The 26,538-nt window shown below is 56.4% G+C and carries 26 protein-coding genes; 12 read left to right on the plus strand and 14 right to left on the minus strand.

The annotated features are described in order from the left end of the window. The first annotated feature begins 30 nt into the window (after positions 1-30). Both nadA and pnuC read left to right on the plus strand, forming a co-directional pair. The gene (nadA, locus tag LBW88_RS00620; protein WP_224929993.1) at positions 31-1,092 is read left to right on the plus strand and encodes a quinolinate synthase NadA; all 1,062 of its coding nucleotides are present in this window, start codon (positions 31-33) and stop codon (positions 1,090-1,092) included. A 25-nt stretch (positions 1,093-1,117) separates the two neighbouring features. After that, entirely contained in the window at positions 1,118-1,840 is a 723-nt protein-coding gene (gene pnuC / locus LBW88_RS00625; RefSeq protein ID WP_224929991.1) for a nicotinamide riboside transporter PnuC, read from the plus strand. On the opposite strand, the gene zitB is transcribed toward pnuC, so the two are convergent. From zitB to LBW88_RS00645, 4 genes are all read right to left on the minus strand, one after another. Further along, positions 1,834-2,799, minus strand: a complete 966-nt coding sequence (zitB, locus tag LBW88_RS00630) for a CDF family zinc transporter ZitB (protein ID WP_224929989.1) — start codon at positions 2,797-2,799, stop codon at positions 1,834-1,836. The genes pnuC and zitB overlap by 7 nt on opposite strands. Then, positions 2,768-5,854, minus strand: coding sequence for an ATP-binding protein (locus tag LBW88_RS00635; RefSeq protein ID WP_224929987.1), 3,087 nt, complete (start codon positions 5,852-5,854; stop codon positions 2,768-2,770). The genes zitB and LBW88_RS00635 overlap by 32 nt, the downstream gene beginning before the upstream one ends. After that, positions 5,836-6,420, minus strand: a complete 585-nt coding sequence (locus LBW88_RS00640) for a response regulator transcription factor (RefSeq protein WP_224929985.1) — start codon at positions 6,418-6,420, stop codon at positions 5,836-5,838. Before LBW88_RS00640 ends, LBW88_RS00635 begins: the two co-directional genes overlap by 19 nt. 102 nt (positions 6,421-6,522) lie before the next feature. After that, positions 6,523-6,879, minus strand: a complete 357-nt coding sequence (locus tag LBW88_RS00645) for a YbgS-like family protein (protein ID WP_224929983.1) — start codon at positions 6,877-6,879, stop codon at positions 6,523-6,525. Between the two features lie 297 nt (positions 6,880-7,176). Between LBW88_RS00645 and aroG the strand changes: the two genes are divergently transcribed. Then, positions 7,177-8,229, plus strand: a complete 1,053-nt coding sequence (gene aroG / locus LBW88_RS00650; protein WP_200538905.1) for a 3-deoxy-7-phosphoheptulonate synthase AroG — start codon at positions 7,177-7,179, stop codon at positions 8,227-8,229. A gap of 63 nt (positions 8,230-8,292) precedes the next feature. On the opposite strand, the gene gpmA is transcribed toward aroG, so the two are convergent. From gpmA to modE, 6 genes are all read right to left on the minus strand, one after another. Further along, positions 8,293-9,045 (minus strand): 2,3-diphosphoglycerate-dependent phosphoglycerate mutase, encoded by a 753-nt coding sequence (gene gpmA, locus LBW88_RS00655; RefSeq protein WP_100702433.1) that lies wholly within the window; start codon positions 9,043-9,045, stop codon positions 8,293-8,295. 152 nt (positions 9,046-9,197) lie between these two features. Continuing rightward, positions 9,198-10,232, minus strand: coding sequence for a galactose-1-epimerase (galM, locus tag LBW88_RS00660; protein WP_224929981.1), 1,035 nt, complete (start codon positions 10,230-10,232; stop codon positions 9,198-9,200). Beyond that, entirely contained in the window at positions 10,226-11,374 is a 1,149-nt protein-coding gene (gene galK / locus LBW88_RS00665; RefSeq protein WP_224929977.1) for a galactokinase, read from the minus strand. The genes galM and galK overlap by 7 nt, the downstream gene beginning before the upstream one ends. Beyond that, positions 11,375-12,418, minus strand: a complete 1,044-nt coding sequence (gene galT, locus LBW88_RS00670) for a galactose-1-phosphate uridylyltransferase (RefSeq protein WP_224929973.1) — start codon at positions 12,416-12,418, stop codon at positions 11,375-11,377. It abuts the gene before it with no gap. Between the two features lie 413 nt (positions 12,419-12,831). Then, complete coding sequence (modF, locus tag LBW88_RS00675) at positions 12,832-14,304, minus strand: molybdate ABC transporter ATP-binding protein ModF (RefSeq protein ID WP_224929970.1); 1,473 nt, start codon at positions 14,302-14,304, stop codon at positions 12,832-12,834. A 76-nt stretch (positions 14,305-14,380) separates the two neighbouring features. After that, a complete protein-coding gene (modE, locus tag LBW88_RS00680) occupies positions 14,381-15,163 on the minus strand; it encodes a molybdenum-dependent transcriptional regulator (protein WP_224929966.1) in 783 nt (260 codons plus the stop codon). 117 nt (positions 15,164-15,280) lie between these two features. On the opposite strand from modE, the gene LBW88_RS00685 reads away from it, so the two are divergent. The 4 genes from LBW88_RS00685 (at position 15,281) to modC (ending at position 18,089) form a co-directional block, all read left to right on the plus strand. After that, positions 15,281-15,439, plus strand: coding sequence for an AcrZ family multidrug efflux pump-associated protein (locus LBW88_RS00685; protein ID WP_013508338.1), 159 nt, complete (start codon positions 15,281-15,283; stop codon positions 15,437-15,439). 129 nt (positions 15,440-15,568) lie between these two features. After that, positions 15,569-16,342, plus strand: a complete 774-nt coding sequence (modA, locus tag LBW88_RS00690; RefSeq protein ID WP_224929963.1) for a molybdate ABC transporter substrate-binding protein — start codon at positions 15,569-15,571, stop codon at positions 16,340-16,342. Then, positions 16,339-17,031 carry a molybdate ABC transporter permease subunit gene (gene modB, locus LBW88_RS00695; RefSeq protein ID WP_224929960.1) on the plus strand — a complete coding sequence of 231 codons (693 nt, stop codon included), beginning with the start codon at positions 16,339-16,341 and terminating at the stop codon, positions 17,029-17,031. The genes modA and modB overlap by 4 nt, the downstream gene beginning before the upstream one ends. After that, positions 17,031-18,089 carry a molybdenum ABC transporter ATP-binding protein ModC gene (modC, locus tag LBW88_RS00700; RefSeq protein WP_224929957.1) on the plus strand — a complete coding sequence of 353 codons (1,059 nt, stop codon included), beginning with the start codon at positions 17,031-17,033 and terminating at the stop codon, positions 18,087-18,089. The genes modB and modC overlap by 1 nt, the downstream gene beginning before the upstream one ends. A gap of 54 nt (positions 18,090-18,143) precedes the next feature. Here the strand turns inward: modC and LBW88_RS00705 are convergent, their stop codons facing one another. Beyond that, positions 18,144-18,962 carry a pyridoxal phosphatase gene (locus LBW88_RS00705; RefSeq protein WP_224929954.1) on the minus strand — a complete coding sequence of 273 codons (819 nt, stop codon included), beginning with the start codon at positions 18,960-18,962 and terminating at the stop codon, positions 18,144-18,146. Between the two features lie 149 nt (positions 18,963-19,111). Between LBW88_RS00705 and pgl the strand changes: the two genes are divergently transcribed. Further along, positions 19,112-20,107, plus strand: coding sequence for a 6-phosphogluconolactonase (gene pgl, locus LBW88_RS00710; protein WP_224929951.1), 996 nt, complete (start codon positions 19,112-19,114; stop codon positions 20,105-20,107). Between the two features lie 45 nt (positions 20,108-20,152). Here pgl and LBW88_RS00715 read toward each other — a convergent pair whose 3' ends face one another. Together LBW88_RS00715 and bioA are read right to left on the minus strand one after the other, a co-directional pair. Next, positions 20,153-20,629 carry a kinase inhibitor gene (locus LBW88_RS00715; RefSeq protein WP_224929949.1) on the minus strand — a complete coding sequence of 159 codons (477 nt, stop codon included), beginning with the start codon at positions 20,627-20,629 and terminating at the stop codon, positions 20,153-20,155. Positions 20,630-20,699: 70 nt separating this feature from the next. Continuing rightward, a complete protein-coding gene (gene bioA / locus LBW88_RS00720; RefSeq protein ID WP_224929946.1) occupies positions 20,700-21,992 on the minus strand; it encodes an adenosylmethionine--8-amino-7-oxononanoate transaminase in 1,293 nt (430 codons plus the stop codon). A gap of 87 nt (positions 21,993-22,079) precedes the next feature. Between bioA and bioB the strand changes: the two genes are divergently transcribed. From bioB to bioD, 4 genes are read left to right on the plus strand one after another with little or no spacing between them, the layout of a single operon-like run. Then, complete coding sequence (gene bioB, locus LBW88_RS00725; protein WP_224929943.1) at positions 22,080-23,111, plus strand: biotin synthase BioB; 1,032 nt, start codon at positions 22,080-22,082, stop codon at positions 23,109-23,111. Continuing rightward, positions 23,111-24,262 (plus strand): 8-amino-7-oxononanoate synthase, encoded by a 1,152-nt coding sequence (bioF, locus tag LBW88_RS00730; RefSeq protein ID WP_224929940.1) that lies wholly within the window; start codon positions 23,111-23,113, stop codon positions 24,260-24,262. Before bioB ends, bioF begins: the two co-directional genes overlap by 1 nt. Further along, a complete protein-coding gene (bioC, locus tag LBW88_RS00735) occupies positions 24,246-25,001 on the plus strand; it encodes a malonyl-ACP O-methyltransferase BioC (protein ID WP_224929937.1) in 756 nt (251 codons plus the stop codon). Before bioF ends, bioC begins: the two co-directional genes overlap by 17 nt. Beyond that, complete coding sequence (bioD, locus tag LBW88_RS00740) at positions 24,998-25,669, plus strand: dethiobiotin synthase (RefSeq protein ID WP_224929934.1); 672 nt, start codon at positions 24,998-25,000, stop codon at positions 25,667-25,669. Before bioC ends, bioD begins: the two co-directional genes overlap by 4 nt. A gap of 134 nt (positions 25,670-25,803) precedes the next feature. On the opposite strand, the gene LBW88_RS00745 is transcribed toward bioD, so the two are convergent. Then, positions 25,804-26,520 (minus strand): ABC transporter ATP-binding protein, encoded by a 717-nt coding sequence (locus tag LBW88_RS00745; protein WP_224929930.1) that lies wholly within the window; start codon positions 26,518-26,520, stop codon positions 25,804-25,806. Positions 26,521-26,538: the final 18 nt, after the last annotated feature.

Raw genomic sequence — 26,538 nt, forward strand, 5'->3', positions numbered from 1 at the left:
TTGTTAAATTGAGAAAACGAGAGCCGTGTCATGAGTCTGATGTTCGATCCTGAAAGCGCGATTTATCCCTTTCCGCCGAAACCGGCGCGTCTCAGCCAGGATGAAAAATCCCACTACATCTCTGAAATCAAACGCTTATTAAAAGAGCGTGATGCGGTGCTGGTCGCGCATTATTACACTGACCCAGAAATCCAGGCGCTGGCGGAAGAGACCGGCGGCTGCGTCTCGGACTCCTTAGAGATGGCCCGCTTCGGCAGCGCGCATCCGGCAAAAACCTTGCTGGTGGCTGGCGTGCGTTTTATGGGCGAAACCGCAAAAATCCTCAGCCCGGAAAAAACCGTGTTGATGCCGACGCTGCATGCAGAGTGTTCACTCGATCTTGGCTGCCCAATTGAGGAGTTCAATCGCTTCTGTGATGAACATCCGGACCGCACCGTGGTGGTGTACGCCAACACCTCAGCCGCTGTCAAAGCGCGCGCGGATTGGGTGGTGACATCGAGTATTGCGGTGGAGTTGATTGAACATCTCGACAGCCTCGGTGAGAAAATTATCTGGGCGCCGGATCGCCATCTGGGCCGTTACGTCACCAAACAGACTAAAGCCGACGTGCTGTGCTGGCAGGGCGCGTGCATCGTGCATGACGAGTTCAAGACGCAGGCCTTGCAGCGTATGAAAACGCTTTATCCTGATGCGGCGATCCTCGTGCATCCGGAATCCCCGCAGGCAATCGTCGATCTGGCAGATGCCGTGGGCTCCACCAGCCAGCTGATTCAGGCGGCGAAAACCTTGCCGCATCCGCAAATGATCGTTGCCACCGATCGCGGTATCTTCTACAAAATGCAGCAGGCGGTGCCGGACAAAGAACTGCTGGAAGCGCCAACGGCAGGTGAGGGCGCGACCTGTCGCACCTGCGCGCACTGTCCGTGGATGGCGATGAATGGCCTGAAAGCCATTGCCGAAGGGCTGGAGCACGGTGGCAGCGAGCATGAAATTCATGTCGATGACGCGCTGCGTGAAGCCGCATTGATACCGCTTAATCGCATGCTAGACTTTGCAGCACAACTCAAACTCAAGGTGAAAGGGAACGCGTAACGCGGCTTTCATACAGGTGCAGATCATGGACTTCTTCAGCACACAAAATATTCTGGTTCACATTCCTCTCGGCGTGGGTGGCTACGATCTTTCATGGATCGAGGCGGTGGGCACCATTGCCGGTTTGCTGTGTATCTGGCTTGCCAGCCAGGAAAAGATCATTAACTACTTTTTCGGCCTGATAAACGTCACGCTGTTTGCCGTGATCTTCTTCCAGATTCAGCTGTATGCCAGTTTACTGCTGCAGCTGTTCTTCTTTGTCGCCAACGTTTACGGCTGGTATGCATGGAGCCGACAAAACACCGCCAACGAAGCCGCACTGAAAATTCGCTGGATGCCGTTGCCGAAGGCGCTTGGCTGGGGCGCAGCATGCGTGATCGCCATTGCGCTGATGACGCTGTACATCGACCCGGTGTTCGCGTTTCTGACTAAAACCGCCGTCGGCATCATGCAGGGCCTTGGCCTGAATGTAGCGATGCCGCAACTGCAGCCCGACGCCTTCCCGTTCTGGGATTCCTGCATGATGGTGTTGTCGATTGTGGCGATGATTCTGATGACGCGGAAATACGTCGAGAACTGGCTGCTGTGGGTGGTGATTAACGTGATCAGCGTGATGATTTTTGCCCGCCAGGGTGTGTATGCCATGTCACTGGAATACGCGATTCTGACGTTGATTGCGCTGAATGGTTCACGCTTGTGGATGCAAAGCGCGCGCGAACACGGGTCGCGCGCGCTGTCGAATCAGTGATGGTGATGGGCGTGGCCATCCAGCGTGAGATGTTCATGTGAGTGATGATGCGAGCTCTGTTCTGCGCAGAGCTCGCAATCATGACCGGTGCAAGGTTGATACTCCATCTGCACGGTGGCATGCGCAATCTGATAGTGCTCATGCAGATACTGATGAATACGTACCAGCAACCCATCATGATCGTAAGGTGGAATCACCTGCACATGTAATGTCAGCACCGGCTTCTCTCCCACCTGCCACACATGCACATGGTGCACATTGCGTACTTCCGCAATGTTGCGTGTCAGCTCGCGCGACAGCTTATCCACGTTAATGTGGCTCGGTGCGCCCTCCAGCAGCTCATGCAGGCTTTCCCGCAGCAGCGACCACGCGCTGCGCACCACCAGCAGTGAAACCAGCAGCGAGAGAATCGGATCGATCGGTGTCCAGCCGGTCAGCATGATGATGATGGCGGCAACAATCGCGCCAACGGAGCCGAGCAGATCGCCCAGCACATGCAGCGCCGCCGCGCGCACGTTGAGGTTTTTCTCTTCACTGCCTCGGTGCAACAACCAGAAAGAGAGCAGATTGGCCAGCAGGCCAGCAATGGCGATGCCGAGCATCAATCCGCCTTGAATGGGCTGCGGCTGATAGAAACGGCGCAGCGCTTCCCAGACAATCAGTACGGTAATCACCAGCAGCGCGATAGCATTGACAAAAGCGGCAAGTGTGGTGAGGCGCAGCAAGCCAAAGGTGTGACGGGCGCTGGGTTTACGCTGGGCGAACTGCACCGCCAGCAGCGCCATCAGCAGCGCGGCGGCGTCAGTGAGCATATGTCCGGCATCCGCCAGCAGCGCCAGCGAACCTGAAACCACGCCGCCAATCACTTCGGCGACCATAAATACCAGGGTGACGCCAAACGCCGCCGCCAGACGCGTACGATTACCGTTATGCGCGCCGTGAGAATGAGTGTGTGCCATAACTTTCCAGTTGTTCCAGTAACCTGTTCGTTAATGATATCAGTAAATTGAGCGCATCATCGTCCAGACGCTGCTGTTTTGCCTGATCGGTGAGCTGCTGACAATGTTCGGCAATCTCATCCATGCCCAGCAACAGCCAGCTGCCTTTCATGCGGTGTGCGGCACGCTCAACTGCGGGCCAGTCATGCTGGGCGCTGGCGGTCAGCAGCGCATCGCGATCCTGCTGCAGCGTGCGTTGCAGCGTCTGACAAATCCGCGGGATAAAGGCCTCATTGTGCTGGGCCAGAATCATTAAACTGTCGGGCAGTTGACGGAGAGGATCGCGCACCGTACGTGCCAGCAGGGCTGCCAGATGATCCAGCTCAATCGGTTTCAACAATAGCGCTTCGTCCTCCTGCAACGCGACCTTCAGCAGTTGCACATCGGCGGAGCAGAGCACGCGCAGTGCCGCTTTGCTGCGGCGCTGCTGGCGGCGACGTAAAATGCGCAGCAGTGTTAATCCATCCGGGCGCGGCATCATCTGGTCAATCAACATGACATCAAAAGGCTGAATCGCATCGGCGCGCAGCAGGCTGCGTCCCTCCTCAAATACCATTGCCGTAATATCGAATTGAGCCAGCTGTTGCTGCAAGACCAACAGATTGGTGGGATGGTCATCAACAATCGCCACGCGCAGATGCGGATAGCGTGGCAAGGCAGCAGGGCGTTCGGCGGGTACTTCCTCACAGAGGTCGAGCGGTAATCGCACGTCTACCCTGGTGCCTTTATCCGGTTCGGATGTCAGCGTCAGCTCACCGCCCATACGTTGCACTATTTCGCGACAGATAAACAAACCCAGGCCGCTGCCCTGCACGGCATGGCTTTTGCCAGACGGTGCCTGATACCAGGGTTCAAACAGTTGCGCCTGTTCGCTTATTGGAATACCGCTGCCGCTGTCGGCAACCGTTAGCTGAATCTGATCCGTAACGGCAAGCGACAGCCGCACTTCGCCATGACGGGTAAATTTCAGCGCATTAGCCACCAGATTATTCACGACCTGTTGCAGGCGATCGCCATCCAGCATCACCAACGGCGGCAGTGCTGTTAGTGCTTCGACAATCAACAGGGGACCAGATTCGCGCATCAAAGGGTGATAAAACTGCTGCTGTTGCTGCAGCCAATCTGCCAGATGAAGCGGATGCGGTGTCAGGCGAAAACTCTGATTCTCAATGCGCGCATGGTCTTGCAGATCGTTTAGCAGCGCCATCAGCGAGCGCGCGCTACTGTGCATCAGCGTCAAACGTTCGCTGGGATGCTGCTGCTGTTCGAGTTCCAGCAGACCCAGAATCGCCTGCATCGGCGTGCGTAACTCGTGGCTGGCGGTGGCCAGGAATTGGCTTTTGGCGGCGTTAGCCCGCTCAGCCTGTTGGCGCTGCAGGCGATCGCGCCGCTGTTGCAGGTAGCGGCGCAGCAGCAGCACTAACAACAGTAAAATGATCACCCCGGCAGCCATCAGAATCATCAGCGGCACATTGCGCATCGCCATACTGGTGCCTGGCTGTGGCGGCTGTGACCAGTTAATCCGCATCTGATTGAGCGTATCCGGTGGGATCTGCTGCAGTGCATGATCCAGCAGCGCCTGAAGTTGCGGCTGATCCTGGCTGACCTGAGGCGCCAGCGGCCAGGCCACATCGCTGGCGGCAAAGGCTAAATGGACACGATTATCCGCGTGACTGGCCATGCGCCAGCGTGCAGACAGCACGTTATCCACCAGAGCATCAATCTGACCGCTGTTCAGGGCCTGCCAGAGTTGCGCACGGTCATCGAACAGTTGGGGCGTGATGCCTTCAGGTAGCAGGCGTTGCGCCAGATCGGCGCGCAGTACACCCACTCGCTGATGTTGCAGGGATTGCCAGCTCATCGGCTGCTGCGTATCAAGCGTGTAGATCCCCCAAATCGCACGCCATACCGGCAGTGTGTTGCTGCTGGCATCGTCGCCGTTCAAGGGCTGTAACAGGTTCAGCATCACCTGATGTTGCTGCATCAGCGTCTGCGCCTGTTGTGGATTGCTCACCCAGCGCGGTGTGAAACGCAGCCCGGTGCTCTGGCTTAGCGCATTCAGCAGGTCAATGCCAAAGCCGCGAGCATTGCCGTTGCCATCGCGGTAGCTCCAGGGCGCGTTATCCACTTCTGCAGCGAAAGGAATCTCACTCTGTGCGGCCAGCCACTGCTTTTCGGCAGCCGACAGCATCAGCGTTTGCGTATCCTGATAGCGCAGCAGCGGCGGGCTCCAGCGCTGTTGCACGCGATTACTGAACTCCGCAGGCAGCAGGCGCAGCTGGGTATTGAGCCAGTGAATCAGCTCAGGATCGCGCGCCAGTGCCCGTAGCGACAGTTCACCGGCACCGGGATCGGCGGTGATCTGGTAAATCTGCCCCTGTTGCAGCTGATTCAGCAAAAAGCCGGCACTGGCTTCATCCGCCACCAGATAATCACTCTGCTGATTGAGCAGCGCATACAGCGCCTGTAAATCACCCGGCTGGCTTTGCCAGCGATGGTTTTGCACAAACGCTTCAGGCATCTGCCCCAGTGTGGCTTCTGAGACCGTGAGCTGGGCGTTTTCACTGTTAAACATCACTGCGCGTTGATTATCACGATTGCGGTAAATGCGGATCGGGCTGTTAACCCAGCTGTCGCTGACCAGAATGTTCTCCGGCAGCTGCGCATGTTCATTGCTCAGCACAAAATCGACCTCACCGCGCTCAAGTGCCGCAAGCTGCTGGGAACGATTGGCGTAACTTTGCAGGCTAAAGTGCGTGCCGGTGAGTTGGCTCAGCGCGCTAAGGTAATCGGCATCAATTCCCCAGATACGATCGCCAATGCGCATCGCCCAGGGCGCGCTGTTCTGCGCAGGCACAGCCACGCGTAAAGTGGGTTGAGGCCATGGCTCGATATGTGGAGCGGGCATCATGGCGGGCAGCATCACGCTGCTGGCGGGTTGTAAATCGGCACGGGCCGCGAAGCTGATGAATAATAGACACAGCCACAGCACCGCTCTCACTGTTGCGCTTTCCACAATTCAGCCAGTTCAACCACCGACTGCACACCGGTTTTCTCCAGAATGTTTTTCTTGTGCGTGCTGACGGTTTTATTGCTGATGTGCAGCTGTTCACCAATCTGCAGATTCGACAGGCCACGCACCAGCAGCGCGACAATTTGCTGCTCTTTATCGGTAAGCGGCAGTTCGATACGTTCGGGTAGCGGCGGAAACGCCTGCTGTCCGCCGAGCACCGCCAGAATCGCACTGAGCAATTGCGCCATACTTTGGCTCTTCACCACGTAGCCCGCCGCGCCGAGCGAAACGGCGCTCAGTAGCGTATGGCGGCTCTGCTGTGCGGAATAGATCAACACCGGGCATTTCGGATCGCGGGCGCGCAAACGGCGTAACAGTTCGAGGCCATCGCTGTCCGGCAAACCGATATCAAGCACGATAAGATCAAATTGATGACGATGTAAAAGCTGACGCGCCTGTGCTTCATCAGCGGCGGCATGCAGGTGAACGGGAATAGGGGAGTGAATACAGGCCGCTTCCAGCGCGACTTCAACTAACGGATGATCATCAATAAGCAGCAGTGAAGCCATGAAACAGTTCCTCTGAAATTCATGGTTTCAGCATAGCGGAAAAGCACCAGCGGAAATACAAAGGGAGAGCCGAAGCTCTCCCTTTATGTGATCGACTAATGTTTACTGTGAGGTGCCGTCTGTTTTGTGTTTCACGTGACCGCCACCTTCTTTAGTCTGGACTTTCTTATTCATGTCCGGACATTTACCATCTTTGCACATGGTATTTTTGTGAATCTGTTCAGCTGTCATATTGCCTGAACTGGTACCAGACGTTGCAGCGCTGTTGGTATTCATGCTGCCATTGTTGATTTTGCTGTTATCAACATTATTAGGTGGCAGATTCTGTTTTGCGCCACCTGCAGCCGCGCCCGCTTCAGCAGAAGCATTGGCGTCACCATTGTTATTATCTGCGGCCATTGCTACACCGCTGCTCAGGGTCATCGCTGTCGTCAGAAAGATCAATGCAAGCTTATTCATCATTATGCTCCTTTAATCGATGGAGAGTTGCCGTCAAACACCACTGGTGCTGAGTGACGAAAATAACGTACCGTGACGGAATATAATTCCATCGTTAACGCTTCGCTTAAAAATTAAATAGCGTAAGAGCCTCGTTCCTCAGTGCTTACGTTTAAAAAGCTTAGTTCATGAGCGGATAAATGCAAATTTCACAGAAGCATTTACGCGAGCGTGGAATTTACACCCGCAGCCTGAAGGGATACATTTAACGGGTTGCGCCCGGCGTACGCAGGGCCAGAAATTTGAATGGAATTATGTATGGATTATCAGAACGACGATTTACGCATCAGAGAAATCAAAGAATTATTACCGCCTGTTGCTTTGCTCGAAAAATTCCCCGCGACCGATAAAGCCGCTGAAACCGTTGCTCAGGCACGTCAGGCGATTCACCGCATTCTGCACGGCCAGGACGATCGCCTGCTGGTGGTGATCGGTCCTTGCTCAATCCACGATACCGAAGCAGCCAAAGAGTACGCGAGCCGTCTGCTGACGCTGCGTGATGAATTGAAAGGCGAGCTGGAAGTGGTAATGCGCGTTTATTTTGAAAAACCGCGCACCACGGTGGGCTGGAAAGGGCTGATCAACGATCCGTTTATGGATGGCAGCTTCCAGATCAACGATGGCCTGCGCCTGGCGCGTAAGCTGTTGGTGGATATCAACGACATCGGTCTGCCAGCGGCAGGTGAATTCCTGGATATGATCACGCCACAGTACATGGCGGATCTGATGAGCTGGGGCGCGATTGGTGCGCGTACCACCGAATCGCAAGTGCACCGTGAGCTCTCTTCCGGTTTGTCCTGCCCGGTCGGCTTTAAAAACGGCACGGATGGCACGATCAAAGTGGCTATCGACGCGATTGGTGCTGCCAGCGCGCCGCACTGCTTCCTCTCCGTGACCAAATTTGGTCATTCGGCGATTGTTGAAACCAGCGGTAACGAGGATTGCCATATCATTCTGCGCGGCGGCAAAGAGCCGAACTACAGTGCAGAACACGTGGCAGCGGTGAAAACCGGTCTGGAGAAAGCTGGCTTGCGTCCACAGGTGATGATCGACTTTAGCCATGCCAACAGCAGCAAGCAGTTCCAGCGTCAGATGGTGGTAGCTGATGACGTGGCGCAGCAGATTGCGGGCGGTGAGCAGGCGATTACCGGTGTGATGATCGAAAGCCATCTGGTGGAAGGGAATCAGAGTCTCGACAGCGGTAAAGAGCTGGTGTACGGGCAGAGCGTGACCGATGCTTGTATTGGTTGGGACGATACCGAGAAAGCGTTGCGCCAACTGGCGCAGGCGATCAAACAGCGCCGCGGCTAATCGCTTAACGCGCAATAAAAAAGGCCAGACTCGCGTCTGGCCTTTTTGTTTTTGAGCCGGGAATTACTTGGCTTTACCCTGGTTAGCAACGGCTGCGGCTTTCGCGGCAATCTCGTCTGCATCACCCAGGTAGTAACGCTTCAGCGGTTTGAAGTTCTCATCGAACTCATACACCAACGGCACGCCAGTTGGGATGTTCAGTTCGAGGATTTCATCTTCGCTCAGGTTATCGAGGTATTTTACCAGTGCACGCAGTGAGTTACCGTGTGCAGCAACGATCACTTTCTCACCGCTTTTGATGCGCGGCAGAATGTTTTCGTTCCAGTAAGGGATCACACGTTCGATGGTCAGTGCCAGGCTTTCGGTGGTTGGCAGCTGGGCATCGGTCAGTGATGCGTAACGTGGGTCGTGGCCAGGGAAACGCTCATCGGCACGATCCAGTTCCGGTGGGGTGATGGCAAAGCCACGACGCCACTGTTTCACCTGATCGTCGCCATATTTAGCGGCGGTTTCGGCTTTATCCAGACCCTGCAGCGCACCGTAGTGACGCTCGTTCAGACGCCAGGTTTTCTCAACCGGCAGCCAGGCCTGATCCAGCTCATCCAGCACGTTCCACAGGGTGTGGATGGCACGTTTCAGCACGGAGGTATAGGCGAAATCAAACACGAAACCTTCTTTCTTCAGCAGCTGACCGGCTGCTTTGGCTTCAGTGCGACCTTTGTCTGACAGATCCACGTCATACCATCCGGTGAAGCGGTTTTCCTGGTTCCACTGGCTTTCGCCGTGTCGCACCAGAACCAGCTTAGTTACGGCCATAGCTTAACTCCTTAATGCTTGATGTTTCGATGATTATAGAAACCGGCTGCGGCCACCTGAAAAGCGGCACACTGATAGCGCCATACCATAGCGGAAAACATCGCACGGCGTAAGCCTGTCGCTAACGCAGTGCGCGTTTTTCATCCGCTGGCTTACTGAGGTGTGAAGCGATAACGCGTCACAGACTGCCAGCGATCGCCGGGTTGCAGCCAGCAATCAGGCTGCGGCCACTCGGTATGGTTGGGCGAATCCGGTAAAAATTCACTCTCCAACGCGATGCCCTGGAAAGCAGTATAGCTGCCCTGTTCACGGGCGCGTGTTCCATCCAGATAGTTGCCGGAGTAGAACTGCAGCGCCGGTGCGGCGGTAAACACGGTCAACGCCAGCTTGCCATCGGCCGACCACAGCTGGGCGGCGGGTTGGCTGCTGTCGCCCGCGGTGTTAAGCAGAAACGCATGATCATAGCCTTTCACCGCTTTTTGATCGTCATCGGCGAGGAAGTCATCCATCACCGGCTTCGGCTGATTAAAATCGAAGCTGGTACCGGCCACGGCTTTCAGTGGCGCGTTAGGAATGCCTTCACTGTCGACCGGCAAGTAGCGATCCGCGTGCAGTTGTAAGCGATGCTGGCGCGCATCGCCATGATGCGCATCAAGGTTAAAGTAAGCATGGTTGGTGAGGTTCACCGGGCACGGCTTATCGGTCTGCGCGTCATAAGTGATCGACAGGCAGTTATCATCGTCGAGATGGTAAATCACATCGGCAATCAGGTTGCCGGGGAAACCCTGATCGCCATCGGGTGAATCAATGCGATAGTGCACTTCGGTTTCACTCTGGCGAACAATCTGCCAGCGGCGTTTATCGAAGCCTTCCGGGCCACCGTGCAGCTGATGCGCGCCCTGATTGGCCGCCAGCAGCAGATTCAGCGGCTTTAGCTCAGCCGAAGCGATGCGGTTGGCGTAGCGGCCAACCGTGGCACCGAGATAAGCATCCTGATGCAGATAATCCGATGGTGTCGCGCAGCCGAGCAGCGCTTCACGCACGCTGCCATCCTGCATGGGCACGCGCGCGGAGAGCCATGTCGCGCCCCAATCCATAAAAGTCACTACCATGCCATGCTGATTGCGCAGCACGGTGATGCGCCACGGTTGCCCGTCTGGCGCATGAGAATTGACGTCACTTACCATTGGCCCGCTCCTGCTGACGCTTTACATACGTAGAAGGTTTCTTTAATGCCGGTTTGCGCTTCATACTGTTTCGCCACGGCGGCTTTCACCTGATCCACCAAATCGGTAGGCATCAGCGCCACGATGCAGCCGCCAAAGCCGCCACCGGTCATGCGCACACCGCCACGCGGACCGATTTCTGCTTTAACAATCTCAACCAGCTGGTCGATAGGCGGTACGGTGATTTCGAAATCATCACGCATTGAGGCGTGTGATTCTGCCATCAGTTCACCCATGCGCTTCAGGTCGCCGTTGCTCAGGGCATCAGCGGCTTCCAGCGTACGGGCATTCTCGGTGATCACGTGGCGGACACGTTTTGCCACCAGCGCATCCAGCTGAGATTCTGACGCGGCAAACTCTTCCAGCGTCACATCGCGCAGTGCCGGTTTGTTAAAGAAGCGCGCACCGGTTTCACACTGCTCACGGCGGGTGTTGTACTCACTGCCCACCAGGCTGCGGCGGAAGTTAGAGTTGATGATCACCACCGCGACATCTTCTGGCATGGAAACCGCGCGAGTGCCGAGGGTGCGGCAATCCAGCAGCATGGCGTGATCGGGTTGACCCAGCGCAGAAATCAGCTGGTCCATAATGCCGCAGTTGCAGCCGACGAACTGGTTTTCCGCTTCCTGACCGTTAACCGCAATGGCTGCACCATCCAGCTTCAGCTGATACAGCTGCTGGAACACGGTGCCGACGGCCACTTCCAGCGACGCCGATGAACTCAGACCCGCACCCTGTGGCACGTTGCCGCTGATAACCAGATCTGCGCCACCGAAACTCGCATCACGCTTCTGCAGATGTTTCACCACGCCGCGCACGTAGTTGGCCCACATCGGCTCTTTTAACGCTTCAATCGGCGCATCCAGCGAGAAGCTGTCTTGCTGATTGTCATAATCAACAGCGACCACGCGCACCTGGCGGTCGTCGCGTTTGGCGCAGGCAATCACCGTCTGGTAATCAATGGCGCACGGCAGCACAAAGCCGTCATTGTAATCAGTATGCTCGCCAATCAAATTCACGCGGCCCGGCGCCTGAATGCTGTGCGTCGGTTGATAGCCAAAGGTGTCAGCGAAAACCTGTTGAGTAATGGATTTTAATGACATTTATTGCGCCTCGCGGAAATGGATATCGCTGACAGAACGCAGACGTTCTGCTGCCTGTTCCGCCGTTAAATCACGTTGGGTTTCGGCCAGCATTTCATAGCCAACCATAAATTTGCGCACCGTGGCTGAACGCAGCAGCGGTGGATAGAAGTGAGCATGCAGCTGCCAGTGATCGTTGGCTTCACCGTTAAACGGCGCGCCGTGCCAGCCCATCGAGTAGGGGAAGGAGCACTGGAACAGGTTGTCATAGCGGCTGGTCAGTTGCTTGAGCGCCAGTGCCAGGTCGCTGCGCTGAGCAGCCGTCAGATCGGTAATGCGTTTGATGTGGGCTTTAGGCAGCAGCAGGGTTTCAAACGGCCACGCCGCCCACCACGGCACCACGGCCAGCCAGTGTTCGGTTTCGACTACGGTGCGGCTGCCATCTTTCAGCTCGCGTGCGGCGTAGTCCACCAGCATCGGCGAACCTTTTTCGTCAAAGTAGCGGCGCTGATTATCATTTTCTTTTTGCGCTTCATTTGGCAGAAAACTGTTGGCCCAAATCTGGCCGTGCGGATGGGGATTTGAACACCCCATCGCCGCGCCTTTGTTCTCAAACACCTGCACCCACGGATAGTGCTGACCGAGATCGGCGGTCTGCTCCTGCCAGGTGCGCACGATATCTTCCAGTCCGCTCAGCGGCAGTTCTGGCAGCGTTTTGCTGTGATCGGGCGAGAAGCAGATCACCCGGCTGGTGCCACGTGCGCTCTCGCAGCGCATCAGCATGTCGTCACTTTGTGGCGCATCGGGCGTATCGGTCATCAACGCGGCAAAATCGTTGGTGAAGACATAGGTGGTTTTATAATCAGGGTTTTTATCCCCGGTGATGCGGGTGTTGCCGGCACACAGGAAGCAGTCAGGATCGTGCGCAGGCAGTTGTTCCAGCGCAGGCGTTTCCTGTGCACCCTGCCACGGGCGCTTAGCGCGATGCGGCGAGACCAGCACCCACTGATCGATCAATGGGTTATAACGGCGATGCGGATGATCAACCGGATTAAATTTTTCCATAACGAGTCCTGGTAAACGGCAAACGGATCAAAATCACTGCGATCAAGGTAGCACAAAGGCCAGCCCCAAAGCGTGATCCAGTCTGGATAAATGGTATCGTTTACACAAGGTGACGATTCTCATTTTGTGGGGTTATGCGGTGCGTTTGCTGAAATACCAGGCGAGTAAATGGTAGCGGTTACATTGGCTGTTTATTGCGGTGCGCATAAATGCGCACCCTACGGTGGAGGGGCGCCATTGATGACAACCGGATTCACGTTTAAATACCCACATCAGGCTGTAGGGGCGTCATTTATGACGCCCGGATTCGCGTATAAATACCCACATCAGGCTGTAGGGGGGCATTTATAACGCCCGAATTCACGTTTATATACCCACATCCGGCTGTAGGAGCGTCATTGACGACCACCGGATTAACGCAAATCGTCCTGCTGGAACCCATATCCCTCATCCTGCTTCACAAAGCTCAGGCGATGAGTAATACACTGCGGCGCATCTTCGGCATGGTGTGAGACAAACAGTAACTGAGTCCGTCCCTCACCAATCAGCACATCAACAAAGCGGCGCACCAGCTGGCGGTTAATCGGATCCAGCCCCTGCAATGGTTCATCGAGAATCAGCAGGGTAGGATGTTTGACCAGCGCACGGGCAATCAACACCAACCGCTGTTGTCCCCATGACAAACCGTGGAACGGCGCATCGGCCAGATGATTATCCATGCCAAGTAAAGCCAGCCACTGCCGCGCCAGCGCTTTCTGCCGGTCCGAAGCGGGTTGATACAAACCAATCGAATCGAAAAAGCCGGACAGCACCACGGTGCGTACGTTACAGCTGACACGGTAATCGAGATGCAAACTGCTGCTGACGTAGCCGATGTGCTGCTTGATGTCCCAAATGGTTTCACCGCTACCGCGACGAATACCAAACAGCGTCAAATCATTACTGTAGCCTTGCGGATGATCGCCGGTCACCAGACTCAACAGAGTGGATTTACCCGCGCCGTTGGGTCCCACGATTTGCCAGTGCTCACCAGGATTCACCTGCCAGCTCAGCCCATCGATCACCGCTTTATCGTTATACGACACCACGCCATTACGCAAAATCACGCGCGGTGCATCTTCCGCCAGCTGCGGCAACTGATCTGGCGCATCGGCTTCCGGCAATGCCATGCCATCAAGCTTTTCGCTGTGCGCCAGCTGCGCCACCAGCGCTTCTGCCAGAATCGCCTGACGTTCACCGACGTGGGTGAGGGTGCACTCAGCGAGCACACCGACTTGTTGCACAAAGTCAGGAATATCGTCAAAGCGGTTGAGAACCAGCACCACGCTGAAGCCATGCTGGTGAAGATCGCTCAGCGTCTCCGCCAGGCTGGCGCGCGAGGCGACATCTAACCCATCGAAAGGCTCATCGAGAATCAATAAATCCGGCTGCGCCATCAGCGCCTGACACAGCAAGGTTTTGCGGGTTTCGCCGGTGGAGAGGTATTTGAAGCGACGATCGAGCAGGTAAGTGATACCAAACTGCTGCGCCAGCGCCTGACAGCGCGCCTCATCTTTCACTTCATCCTGAATAATCTGTGCGGCGGTGCGACCGGTATCGTCTTCGCCTTCACTCAGCAGATCGGTATTGTTGCGTTCCCACTCCTGCGCCACCAGCTTTTGCAACTGTTCCAGCGAGAGGCGCGTGCGGCGTTGAAAGTCCTGCGTAACCGTGCCTTTCCCCGGCGAGAGTTCACCAGAAAGTGCGCGCGCCAGTGAGGATTTGCCGCTGCCGTTGGCGCCGACAAAGGCCCAGCTTTCGCCGCTATTGAGAGTCAGATCGTTAAGGGACAGTGCTCGGGTGTCGCTAAGGTGAAATATGCCTTGCGAAATTTGCAATGAAGCCATGATTCATTCCGTTTTATGCATCGTGTTACTCAGTTGTAGCGAGCGACGCAGACGAAGTCAAATCATGGCCTGGATTTCAGAGCAGTGTGGCAATGATGGCATGTTCAGCATTAAAACTGGCGGTCACGCTGTCGCCTGGCTGCAGATTCTGCTGTTGCACCTGAGCATTATTCATCGTTGCGCACAGGGTTTCACCGCTCGGCAATGTCATCAACACTTCGCTAACCTGTTCACCGGGCTCGATCGCGCTGATCGTCACCTGCAATTGATTATCGCTGTTTACCGCATCACGGCTCACCTGAATCCACGGGGCTTTAATCAGCACCAGCACCTCTTTGCCGCTGTCGAGCTGCAGACGTTCGGCACTGCGTTCGGTGATCGCCACCTGCAAACGAGTGACGCCATCGGCCAGCTGAACCTCAATATGCTGCTGCACCTGATGGTGATCGCGCGCCATCACGGTGCCAAACAGCTGATTGCGCGCACTGGTTTGCAGTGAGAAGCGGGCAATGGCTGCCAGTAAGCTGTCGAGCGGCAGGCTGTCGTTTTGCAGCGCATCAAAAGCTTTCTGCTGGATCTGCTCCATCAGGTGAAACAGCTGAATCAGACGCTCGCCATAGCGCGTCAGCTGCGCGCCGCCGCCGCCTTTGCCTCCGGTGGCGCGGTCGACTAAGGTTTGATCAGCCATCTGATTCATATCGTTGATGGCGTCCCAGGCACTTTTGTAGCTGATGCCCGCTAATTTAGCGCCCTGGCTGATGGAGCCGGTTTCCTGCACGCGTTTCAGCAGTTCGATGCGGCGTGGGTCGGCAAACAGCTTCTGCTGAAGACGAATGTGAAGAGAAAGTTCTGCCTGCATGTCAGCTCCTTAAGTGAGTACGACAAGTGTAAGGCCAAAAGTAAAAGCACGAAAAGGGCAGTGCGTTTTTTTCCCTAACCGTTACAATCACTTTTTTATTTTCTGCGTGAGGTTTCCATGCTGGAACTGCTTAAAAGCCTGGCTGTGGCTGTCATCATGGTGCCAATTGTGATGGCCATTATGCTCGGTCTGATTTACGGCCTGGGTGAAGTGTTCAACGTCATCTCCAAATTTGGCCGCCGCGACGATCGTCCTGCCAACAGCTCGCAACACTGATTTTATAAGCGCCCGCACTCAGCGGGCGTTTTTTCTTTAACTTCCCTTCAATCCTGCCGATATTAAGTTCATGACAGCATTTGTTCCTACGTTGTATTATCTAATATATAACGTAACAAGGAGTAAAAAATGCTGAAAATCAATTACCGCTGGGCTGCTGTTACCGTACTGACTGTTTCTATGGCGGGTCACGCCGTGGCTGCAGAGAAGATCACCGTGTTCGCTGCGGCATCGTTAACCAATGCAATGCAGGATATTGCCACGCAATATCAGAAAAAAAGCGGCGTTGAAGTGGTCTCGTCCTTCGCCTCTTCATCCACCCTGGCACGCCAGATCGAACAAGGTGCGCCGGCCGATCTGTTTATCTCTGCTGACCAGCAGTGGATGGACTATGCGGTGGATAAAAAGAGTGTGGTGGAAAATACGCGCTACACGCTGCTGGGCAATGATTTAGTGCTGGTGGCACCGAAGAGTGAAAGCGCAAAAGCGGTGACCATCGATGCAAAAACTGACTGGAAAAGTTTGCTGAAAGGCGAACGTCTGGCGGTGGGCGATCCGGATCATGTTCCGGCTGGGATTTACGCCAAAGAAGCCCTGCAAAAGCTGGGCGCCTGGGATACCGTGTCGCCGCAGCTGGCGCCAGCCAACAACGTCCGTGCCGCACTGGCGCTGGTCGAACGCAATGAATCACCGTACGGCATCGTTTACGGTTCTGATGCGGTTGCCAGTGACAAAGTGCAGGTGGTAGGACGCTTCCCGGAGGATAGCCACAAACCAGTGGAATATCCGATGGCGGTCGTTAAAGAGCATCAGAACGCAACGGTAGAGGCCTTCTACAAGTACTTACAGGGGCCGGACGCCGCTGCAGTGTTTAAACAGTATGGATTTGCGCCGAAGAAATGATACTCAGTGATCCCGAATGGCAGGCCGTTTTTCTCAGCTTAAAAGTTTCCAGCGTAGCGGTGCTGTTTAGCTTGCCGTTTGGCATCATGATGGCCTGGATTCTGGCGCGTTGCCGGTTTCCGGGCAAAACTCTGCTCGATAGCGTCATTCATCTGCCGCTTGTTTTACCGCCGGTGGTGGTGGGGTATCTGTTGCTGATTGCATTAGGTCGGCGCGGATTTATCGGCGAGTGGCTTTACGACTGGTTTGGCTTCACCTTTGCCTTTAGCTGGCAGGGCGCGGTGTTGGCTTCGGCAGTGATGGCGTTTCCGTTGATGGTGCGTGCGATTCGCCTCGCGCTGGAAGCCGTGGACACCAAACTGGAGCAGGCGGCGCGCACGCTGGGTGCCGGTCGCTGGCGGGTATTTTTCACTATTACCCTGCCGCTGACGCTGCCCGGTATCATTGTTGGCACCGTTTTGGCCTTCGCCCGCTCATTAGGTGAGTTTGGCGCAACGATTACCTTCGTCTCGAATATTCCCGGCGAGACGCGCACCATCCCCTCCGCGATGTTTACCCTGATTGAAACGCCCGGTGCAGAAGGCACCGCCGCCCGCTTGTGTGCGGTGGCGATTGCGCTGGCGCTGTTATCGCTGGTGGCTTCCGAGCTGCTGGCTCGTTGGGGCCGCAAGCGGTTAGGGGCAGCCTGATGCTTAATCTCAATATTTCCCAGTTGCTGGGCGATCACCAACTGGACGTCAACGTGCAGATCCCCGGCAGCGGCATTACCGCGATCTTCGGTGTGTCTGGCGCGGGCAAAACCTCGTTAATTAACGCGATTGGCGGTTTAACACAACCGCAAAGCGGCCAGATTCAGCTAAACGATCGTCTGCTTTTCGATTCGGCCACGCAGGTCAATCTGCCACCGGAAAAGCGTCGCATCGGCTACGTGTTCCAGGATGCACGGCTGTTCCCGCATTATCGGGTACGTGGCAATCTGCAATATGGCATGGCGGCGGCGATGAAGCCGCAGTTCAACGCGCTGGTGGCGCTGCTCGGTCTTGAGCCGCTGCTGACTCGCTTCCCGGCCTCGCTGTCAGGCGGCGAGAAACAGCGCGTGGCGATTGGTCGCGCACTGCTTAGTGCGCCAGACATTTTATTGATGGATGAGCCGCTGGCGTCACTGGACTTGCCACGCAAACGCGAACTGATGCCGTATCTGCAAAAGCTGGCGAAACAGATCGAGATTCCGATTCTTTACGTGTCGCACAGTCTGGATGAAATTCTGCAACTGGCCGAGAACGTGCTGGTGCTCGACAGCGGCAAAGTCAAAGCCTTTGGTTCGCTGGAGAAGGTGTGGAGCAGTGCGGCCATGCGGCCATGGCTGCCGGTTGCCGATCGCAGTAGCGTGCTGCGGGTGCAGGTGCTGGAGCAGCATCCCGATTATCCGATGACGGCACTGTCTTTGGGCGATCAACATATTTGGGTCAGCCGGGTTAACCAGCCGCTGAAAACGGCACTGCGCATTCGTATCGCGTCCGGGGATGTGTCGCTGGCCTTGCAGCCACCGCAGAACACCTCGGTACGCAATATCCTGCCTGCTCAGGTGGTCGAGTTATTAGAAATTGACGATCAGGTGGAAGTGAAGCTGCGTATTGGCATTAGCGAGCTTTGGGCGCGGATTTCGCCCTGGGCGCGTGATGAATTGGGCATTCGGCCGGATCAGTGGCTGTATGCGCAAATTAAGAGCGTGGCGATCACGGCGTAATCAACGGAGTCATTTGTAGGGTGCGTATTGATACGCACCCTCTATATCAAAGGGTTACAGAACCTCTTGATAAATCACTTCGGCAATACCCGGTTCCAGATTGGTGCCAATCACTTTTTTGGCGCGCGCTTTAATGGCGTCATCAGCATTGCCCATCGCCACACCTAAGCCCACCTGTTCCAGCATGCTCAGGTCATTGTAGTTATCACCGAACGCCAGCACGTCTTGCATGCTAAAGCCCTGACTTTCAACCCATTGCGCCAGACGCTTGCCTTTGCTGTTGCCTGCCTGCGCGATATCCACCTGATCGTGCCATGACCATTCACATGCCAGCCCGAGTTCGGCTTCGGTGCGCTCAGCAAACTGCTGCAGTGCGCGCGTGTCAGGATGGGAGAGGGCAAACTTCCAAATGGATTGCGCATCCAGCGCTGCCTGCGCCAGGCTTGGCACCTGCAGGAACAGGGGACGCTGCGCTTCCGGCAGAGATTGTGCCCAGTTCAGGGTGCGCGTCACGTGGCCAGTGGGTTCCTGATACAGCATGGCATCATCGACATACAGCAGCCCGTGAATGTTCTCCTGATCGAGCATCTCAATGACGCGGGTCGCCTGGCTTTTCTCCAGTGGATCGGATGCGAGCACCTTCTTCGCTGCATAATCGTACAAGTAGGTCCCATTACAGCAGATTGCGGGTGTATCCAACTGCAGCGCCTGATAAAAAGGATGAATCGCGCAGTGGTGGCGACCGGTGACGATCAATACTTTGACACCCGCCTGTTGCGCGCGGGCAAGCGCTTCGATCGATTCAGGTAAGATGGTTTTTGTGGGGGTCAGCAGGGTGCCGTCGAGGTCAAGGGCGATTACGCGGTAGCTCATTACACTTTCCGTCCGGGAGTTAGCAAAGCATTGAGTCTACACCCGGCAGCGGCCCTGAGACAAAAAACAGGGCACAAATGAATCCAGCGCGGCAAAATGAAACGCGCTACAGTTATCCCTTTCATCAGGCAGCGAATAAGGAAAACCGCATGAAACAAGTCGTGTATACCGCCAGTCCCGAGAGCCAGCAGATCCATGCATGGCAGTTGCAGGAAGATGGCGCACTGACGTTATTGCAGGTCACGGATGTGGCCGGCCAGGTGCAGCCGATGGTGGTGAGCCCGAAGAAAGATTTCCTCTACGTCGGCGTCCGTCCTAATTTTCGCGTGCTGGCGTATCGCATTGCGGCCGACGGTTCCCTGAGTCTGGCCGGTGAAGCGCCACTGCCAGGCAGCCCAACCCACATCTCCACCGACCGCCAGGGCAAATATATTTTCTGCGGTTCTTACAACGATGCGTGTGTCAGCATCAGCCCGATTGACAGTGAAGGTTTGCCGCAAGCCCCAAGTCAGGTGATTGGCGGAATGGATGGCTGCCACTCAGCCAATATCGATCTCGGCAATCAGACGCTGTTTGTGCCAGCACTGAAGCAGGATCGTATCTGCCTGTTCCAGCTGAATGCGGATGGCACTCTGGCGCCGCGCGAGCAGGCGCAGGTCACCACGGTCGAAGGTGCAGGCCCGCGCCATATGGCATTCCATCCGAATGGTGCTTACGGCTATGTGGTAAATGAACTCGACAGCACCGTAGATGTCTGGGCATTGAACAACGTGCACGGTCAGGTTGAGCGCGTGCAGAGTCTGGATATGATGCCGAAAGATTTCAGCGATACGCGCTGGGCGGCCGATATCCATATCACGCCAGACGGCCGTTTCCTCTACGCCTGTGACCGCACCAGCAGCACCATTACCGCGTTTAGTATCAGCGAAGATGGCTCAGTGTTAGCGATCGAAGGTTACCAGCCGACCGAAACTCAGCCGCGAGGCTTCAATATCGATAACAGTGGTCAGTATCTGGTGGCGGCAGGGCAGAAGTCGCATCATATCGAAGTGTACAAGATTGCCGATCGCGGTCTGTTGCAACCGCTGGCGCGTTACGCAGTGGGACAGGGCCCGATGTGGGTGGTGATCCACGCACTGGATTGATTTGAATACATGATAAGAAACGGCGCCTGTTGGCGCCGTTTTTGATCAGGAGTATTTCACCGTAATCGAGGCACTCGCCAGCGCGTGGAAGTGCACATTAAAACCAACCATCGCGCCGCTCGCACCTTCATCCACATCGATTTTGTCCACATCCATCGCGTGTACCGTAAAGATGTAGCGATGCGGATCACCTTGTGGCGGCGCTGCGCCACCGTAGCCGGTTTGACCGAAGTCAGTGCGGGTTTGAATCGCGCCCTGCGGCAGTTCGACCACGCCTGAACCGGAACCTTGTGGCAGCTCGGAGACTTCAGCCGGAATATTTGCCACTACCCAGTGCCACCAGCCAGAACCGGTGGGTGCATCTGGATCAAAGCAGGTTACAACAAAACTCTTCGTTCCTGCAGGCACTTCATCCCACGCCAAATGTGGCGACAGATTATCACCCTGACGTCCCATCCCATTGAAAACGTGGCGTTCGGGCATTTTATCGCCGTCTTTAAAATCCTGGCTAACTACGCGCATGACTTCTCCTTTTTCCGTTGTGCAGTGTGTTCCCCATCATGGTGGAAAACGCGGGGTACTTCCAGTCAGCTTAGGGCAGGAAATGGGCCTCGACGTCTAACGCCGCACGCACTGCCTGGGTTAACTGCGCCAGTTCGGCTGCAGAAATCAGATAAGGTGGCATCAGATAGATCAGCTTGCCGAACGGACGGATCCACACGCCACGTTCGACAAAGAACTGCTGCAGCGCCGCCATGTTCACCGATGAACGTGTTTCGATTACACCAATCGCGCCCAGCACTCGCGCATCGGCCACTGCATGATGCTCACGCAACGGCAGCAGCTCACGACGCAGTTGCTGTTCGATCGCCGCCACCTGCGCGGGCCAGTGACCCTCGTTGATCATCGTCAGGCTCTCTGCCGCCACCGCACAGGCCAGTGGATTGCCCATAAAGGTCGGGCCATGCATAAAGCAGCCGGCTGCGCTGCGGCTGATGGTATCGGCCACTTCACGCGTGGTCAGCGTGGCGGAAAGCGTCATGGTGCCGCCGGTCAGCGCTTTGCCGAGGCAGAGAATATCTGGCGTAATCCCGGCGTGTTCACAGGCAAACAGCTTGCCGCTGCGACCAAATCCGGTGGCGATCTCGTCGGCGATCAGCAGGATGCCATAGCGATCGCATAACTCGCGTACCTGTTGTAGATAGCGCGGATGATAGAAGCGCATGCCGCCCGCACCTTGCACAATCGGTTCAAGGATCACAGCGGCAATTTCACGATGATGCATCTCGGCTAAGCGGGCGAAATCTGCGAAGTCCGCTTCGTTCCACTCGTCATCAAAACCGCACTGAGGCGCTTCCGCAAACAGATGTTCCGGCAGATAGCCGCGCCACAGGCTGTGCATCGAATTTTCCGGATCGCACACTGACATGGCAGCAAAGGTATCACCGTGATAGCCACGTTTTAACGTCAGGAATTTTTGGCGCGTTTCACCGCGTCCCAGCCAGTACTGCAACGCCATTTTCATCGACACTTCGACGGCAATCGACCCCGAATCGGCGAGGAACACGCACTCCAGTGCCTCAGGGGTCATTTCGACCAGTTGGCGGCTTAACGCCACCGCCGCTGGATGGGTAATGCCGCCGAACATCACGTGGGACATCTGTGACATTTGCTGCGTCAGCGCCTGATTCAGACGCGGATGGTTATAGCCGTGAATCGCTGCCCACCACGACGACATACCGTCGACCAGTTCACGTCCATCCGCCAACTGGAGCTGGCAACCGTGCGCTGCCACCACCGGATAACAGGGCAGTGGATCGCGCGTTGACGTGTAGGGATGCCAGATATGCTGGCGGTCAAAGTTGAGGTCGTCTTGGGTGAACATCGATCTTGTAAACCATTTTGAAAAGATTTAGTTTACAAGTATAACCACGTTAATCGTCGGGATGAACCCCTTTTTTTGGAGTAAGCAATGGCAAACCGCTGGACACTGACACAAGCCCAGGCTCTGTTCGATAAACCTTTCCTTGAGCTGATGTTCGAAGCGCAGCAAGTTCACCGTCAGCATTTTGATCCGCGTCAGGTGCAGGTCAGTACGCTGCTGTCGATCAAAACCGGTGCCTGTCCGGAAGACTGTAAATACTGCCCGCAGAGTGCGCGCTACAAAACCGGGCTGGAGTCTGAGCGTCTGATGGAAGTCGACGCAGTGTTGGAATCGGCGCGCAAAGCCAAAGCGGCAGGATCGAGCCGATTCTGCATGGGCGCCGCGTGGAAAAACCCGCACGAACGTGACATGCCGTACCTCGAACAGATGGTGCAGGGCGTCAAAGCCATGGGCATGGAAACCTGCATGACGCTCGGCACGCTGGATAACACTCAGGCGGAGCGTCTCGCCACCGCCGGACTGGATTTCTACAACCACAATCTCGACACCTCGCCGGAATTCTACGGCAGCATCATCACCACCCGCAGCTATCAGGAACGTCTGGATACGCTGGATAAAGTGCGCGGGGCGGGCATTAAAGTCTGTTCTGGCGGCATCGTTGGTCTGGGTGAAACGGTGAAGGATCGTGCTGGCTTACTGGTGCAGTTGGCCAACTTGCCGACACCGCCCGAGAGCGTGCCCATCAACATGCTGGTCAAAGTCAAAGGCACGCCATTGGCTGATAACGATGACGTCGAGCCGTTCGACTTTATCCGCACTATCGCCGTGGCGCGCATCATGATGCCATCGTCGCACGTCCGCCTGTCCGCGGGTCGTGAACAGATGAGCGAACAGACCCAGGCGATGTGCTTCATGGCCGGTGCCAACTCGATTTTCTACGGCTGCAAACTGCTGACTACGCCGAACCCGGAAGAGGACAAAGATCTGATCCTGTTCCGCAAGCTGGGCCTCAATCCGGAGCATACCGCCACCGCCGCTGGTGACAATGAGCAGCAGTATCAGCTCAGCGAGCAACTGGTGTATGCGGATACCGAGCAGTTCTACAACGCGGCGGTGTGATGGGCTGGTCATCTCGCATCGAACAGGCGCTGGCGGCGCGACGTGATGCCGATGGCTGGCGTTTGCGTCGCCGGGTTGAACACAACAGCGTGCGCGAGATAACGCTGGAGGGACGCTCATATCGTCACTTTTCCAGCAATGATTATCTCGGGCTGAGCCAGCATCCGGCGGTGATTGCGGCCTGGCAACAGGGTGCGGCAGAGGCGGGCGCGGGCGCGGGCGCATCGGGTCATGTGACGGGCTATAGCCGCCATCATGCACAGTTAGAAGAGCAACTGGCTGACTGGCTGGGCTACAAGCGGGCTCTGCTGTTTATCTCCGGCTTTGCTGCCAACCAGGCGGTGATACACCTGCTGGCAGAGAAGCAGGATCGTATCCTCGCCGATAAGCTGGCGCATGCCTCGTTGCTGGATGCCGCCAGCCACTGTCCGGCCACGTTACGCCGCTTTGCTCACAATCAACCAGAGAGCCTGGCGAAGCTGCTGGCCTCGCCGTCAGAGGGCGGCACGCTGGTGGTGACGGAAGGCGTATTCAGCATGGATGGCGACAGCGCACCGCTCGCCGCCCTCGCGGAAGAGACGCGCCGCGCCAACGGCTGGCTGCTGGTGGATGATGCGCACGGCATTGGCGTGCACGGTGAGCAGGGGCGCGGCAGTTGCTGGCAGCAGGGCGTGAAGCCCGAATTGCTGATTGTCACTTTTGGCAAAGGCTTCGGCGTTAGCGGTGCCGCGCTGCTGTGTGACGATGCCACGGCGGATTACGTCGAGCAGTTCTCTCGCCATCTGATCTACTCCACCGCGATGCCACCGGCACAGTGCTGCGCGCTGCTGGCGGCATTGCAGCAAATTCAGCAGGGCGATGCGCTGCGTGAGCGGTTGAATAGCCACATTGCGCGGTTCCGGGCGGGTGCCGCGGATTTGCCATGGCAATTGATGCCATCAGCCAGTGCGATCCAGCCATTGATCGTCGGTGAAAATAGCGCGGCGCTGGCGTTATCGCAGCGTCTGGCTGAGGCGGGATGCTGGGTTAGCGCCATTCGACCGCCAACGGTACCACCGGGCACGGCGCGGCTGCGCATCACGTTCACCGCTGCCCATCACACTGACGATATTGATCGTCTGCTGGAGGCGCTGTATGACGCTGCAGGTTAACAAGCAAGCTATCGCCAAAGCCTTTGGTCGTGCGGCACAGCATTATGAGGAGCATGCCGAGCTGCAACGCCAGAGCGGCGATGCGCTACTGGCGCTGGCGCCTGCCGGTTTCGGGCCGCATCTGCTGGATGCAGGCTGTGGCACCGGCTGGTACAGCCGCTATTGGCGCGATCGTGGGCGCGAACTGACGGCGCTCGATCTTTCCTGCGACATGCTGGACGCCGCGCGTGAGCAGCGCTCGGCGCAACACTATCTGCAAGGCGATATTGATGATCTGCCGCTGCCCAATAACAGCGTCGATGGCGTGTGGAGCAATCTGGCGGTGCAGTGGAGCAGCGATTTGCGTCTGGCGTTGCAGCAGTTTTTGCGCGTCACGCGGACGGGCGGCAGCGTGCTGTTCTCCACCTTGCTCGATGGTTCATTGCATGAAGTGCATGAAGCCTGGGCTCGGCTGGATGGTCGCCAGCATGCCAATCGTTTTCTCAGTGAAGCGCAATTCACCGCAGCAACCGCTGGCTTGCCACTGCACAGTCAGTTGCAGGTTATCACGCTACATTTCCCTAGCGCGCTGAGCGCCATGCGTTCTCTGAAAGGCATTGGTGCTACGCATCTGCACGACGGCCGTGGCGCACAACCGCTCACACGCTCGCAGCTCACTCAACTGGAGCAGCACTGGCCGCAGGATGCGCAGGGTTATCGTCTTAGTTATCACTTGATGTACGGAGTTTTGAGCAAATGACACGCTGGTTTATTACCGGAACCGATACCGAAGTGGGAAAAACGGTCGCCAGTGGCGCACTGCTGCAGGCGGCAGGCGCGGCGGGTTTATGCACCGCAGGTTACAAACCGGTGGCCTCGGGCTGTGAGATCACCCCAGAGGGTGTGCGCAACAGCGATGCACTGGCGTTGCAGCGCTACAGCAGCCTGACACTCAGTTATGAGCAGGTGAATCCACTGGCGTTTATCGAGCCAACGTCACCGCATATTGTGAGTGCGGAAGAGGGCCGGCCAATCGTTTTTTCTGCTTTATCAGCCGGATTACGCGCGCTGGAGCAGCAGGCCGAATGGGTGTTAGTAGAAGGGGCAGGCGGTTGGTTCACACCGTTATCCGACACGCAGACCTATGCCGATTGGGTCGAAGCAGAACAGCTGTCGGTGATTCTGGTGGTGGGCATAAAGCTCGGCTGTATTAATCATGCGATGCTGACGGCGGAAGCGGTGAAGGCGCGTGGTTTGCGCTTAGCAGGCTGGATCGCCAATGATATTCAGCCGCCGGGTAAGCGACATGCCGAGTATATGGCGACGCTGCGTCAGCGTATCGATGCGCCGTTCCTCGGAGAAATTCCCCATCTGGACAGCGAAGCACAGCAGGCTGAGTGCGGGCAGTATCTGACCTTGCCGCAGTGAATGCCTTTCGCATTGACCGGTGCTGGCGAACCACTCGCTAAGCGGTAGCGGCGCAATGTCTTGCACATCTGTTAGCCATCGTCAGGCTTTCAGGTACGCGCAAGGCATTACTCCGCATCAGGTCATGCAGAGCATCAAGTCGCTGTCAGCCACTTATTCACCGTCACATCATCCAGCATAGCCACTTTACCTTGCGCCACATTGCGCCCACGGTGCAGCAGCAGGAAATAATCAGCCACGCGGCGGATAAAGGAAACATGCTGTTCCAGCAGCAAAATGGTTAAGCCATAGTCACGATTAAGGCGACGGATTAAATTGCCCATCTCCTCTTCCAGCCACGGTGACATGCCCTCTGTCGGCTCATCCAGAATCAGCAGTTTAGGCTGCAGCACCAGAGCACGCGCCAGTGCCAGATGCTGCTGCTGATCCATCGGCAATTCGCCACTGCGTTGATGACGTAACGAATAGAGTGCCGGGAACAGATCGAACACCATTTCAGGAATCGCGCGGCTGCGACCGTCCTGCGCGGCCATCAGCGCAATCATTAAATTATCTTCCACGCTCATCTGCGAAAAGATATGGCGACCTTGTGGCACGTAGCCGATCCCCATGCGCGCACGCTGCTCAGTGGGCTGCAGCAACAAATTCTCCGGTGGCGAGCCATCTTCCTGCCAAATCATCGAGCCACTATTGATAGGCAAGCGACCCATAATGCAGTTCACCAGCGTGGTTTTACCCATGCCAGGGCTGCCCAGCACACCGGTACAGGTGCCTGGTGGCAGATCGAGATCCACATCCCACAGGATATGGTTGTGACCGTAAAACTGATTCACCGAACGTAAACTCAGCATCTGACATACTCCTTCCAG

The sequence above is a fragment of the Pantoea sp. alder81 genome (assembly GCF_020179835.1).
In the GTDB taxonomy this organism is placed as follows: Bacteria; Pseudomonadota; Gammaproteobacteria; order Enterobacterales; family Enterobacteriaceae; genus Pantoea.

What these genes read in the sequence shown, in the direction of transcription:
- nadA (WP_224929993.1), top strand. Translation starts at nt 31, where the DNA reads ATGAGTCTGATGTTCGATCCTGAAAGCGCGATTTATCCCTTTCCGCCG.
- pnuC (WP_224929991.1), top strand. Translation starts at nt 1,118, where the DNA reads ATGGACTTCTTCAGCACACAAAATATTCTGGTTCACATTCCTCTCGGC.
- zitB (WP_224929989.1), bottom strand. Translation starts at nt 2,799, where the DNA reads ATGGCACACACTCATTCTCACGGCGCGCATAACGGTAATCGTACGCGT.
- LBW88_RS00640 (WP_224929985.1), bottom strand. Translation starts at nt 6,420, where the DNA reads ATGGCTTCACTGCTGCTTATTGATGATCATCCGTTAGTTGAAGTCGCG.
- LBW88_RS00645 (WP_224929983.1), bottom strand. Translation starts at nt 6,879, where the DNA reads ATGAATAAGCTTGCATTGATCTTTCTGACGACAGCGATGACCCTGAGC.
- aroG (WP_200538905.1), top strand. Translation starts at nt 7,177, where the DNA reads ATGGATTATCAGAACGACGATTTACGCATCAGAGAAATCAAAGAATTA.
- gpmA (WP_100702433.1), bottom strand. Translation starts at nt 9,045, where the DNA reads ATGGCCGTAACTAAGCTGGTTCTGGTGCGACACGGCGAAAGCCAGTGG.
- galM (WP_224929981.1), bottom strand. Translation starts at nt 10,232, where the DNA reads ATGGTAAGTGACGTCAATTCTCATGCGCCAGACGGGCAACCGTGGCGC.
- galK (WP_224929977.1), bottom strand. Translation starts at nt 11,374, where the DNA reads ATGTCATTAAAATCCATTACTCAACAGGTTTTCGCTGACACCTTTGGC.
- galT (WP_224929973.1), bottom strand. Translation starts at nt 12,418, where the DNA reads ATGGAAAAATTTAATCCGGTTGATCATCCGCATCGCCGTTATAACCCA.
- modF (WP_224929970.1), bottom strand. Translation starts at nt 14,304, where the DNA reads ATGGCTTCATTGCAAATTTCGCAAGGCATATTTCACCTTAGCGACACC.
- modE (WP_224929966.1), bottom strand. Translation starts at nt 15,163, where the DNA reads ATGCAGGCAGAACTTTCTCTTCACATTCGTCTTCAGCAGAAGCTGTTT.
- LBW88_RS00685 (WP_013508338.1), top strand. Translation starts at nt 15,281, where the DNA reads ATGCTGGAACTGCTTAAAAGCCTGGCTGTGGCTGTCATCATGGTGCCA.
- modA (WP_224929963.1), top strand. Translation starts at nt 15,569, where the DNA reads ATGCTGAAAATCAATTACCGCTGGGCTGCTGTTACCGTACTGACTGTT.
- modB (WP_224929960.1), top strand. Translation starts at nt 16,339, where the DNA reads ATGATACTCAGTGATCCCGAATGGCAGGCCGTTTTTCTCAGCTTAAAA.
- modC (WP_224929957.1), top strand. Translation starts at nt 17,031, where the DNA reads ATGCTTAATCTCAATATTTCCCAGTTGCTGGGCGATCACCAACTGGAC.
- LBW88_RS00705 (WP_224929954.1), bottom strand. Translation starts at nt 18,962, where the DNA reads ATGAGCTACCGCGTAATCGCCCTTGACCTCGACGGCACCCTGCTGACC.
- pgl (WP_224929951.1), top strand. Translation starts at nt 19,112, where the DNA reads ATGAAACAAGTCGTGTATACCGCCAGTCCCGAGAGCCAGCAGATCCAT.
- LBW88_RS00715 (WP_224929949.1), bottom strand. Translation starts at nt 20,629, where the DNA reads ATGCGCGTAGTTAGCCAGGATTTTAAAGACGGCGATAAAATGCCCGAA.
- bioA (WP_224929946.1), bottom strand. Translation starts at nt 21,992, where the DNA reads ATGTTCACCCAAGACGACCTCAACTTTGACCGCCAGCATATCTGGCAT.
- bioB (WP_224929943.1), top strand. Translation starts at nt 22,080, where the DNA reads ATGGCAAACCGCTGGACACTGACACAAGCCCAGGCTCTGTTCGATAAA.
- bioF (WP_224929940.1), top strand. Translation starts at nt 23,111, where the DNA reads ATGGGCTGGTCATCTCGCATCGAACAGGCGCTGGCGGCGCGACGTGAT.
- bioC (WP_224929937.1), top strand. Translation starts at nt 24,246, where the DNA reads ATGACGCTGCAGGTTAACAAGCAAGCTATCGCCAAAGCCTTTGGTCGT.
- bioD (WP_224929934.1), top strand. Translation starts at nt 24,998, where the DNA reads ATGACACGCTGGTTTATTACCGGAACCGATACCGAAGTGGGAAAAACG.
- LBW88_RS00745 (WP_224929930.1), bottom strand. Translation starts at nt 26,520, where the DNA reads ATGCTGAGTTTACGTTCGGTGAATCAGTTTTACGGTCACAACCATATC.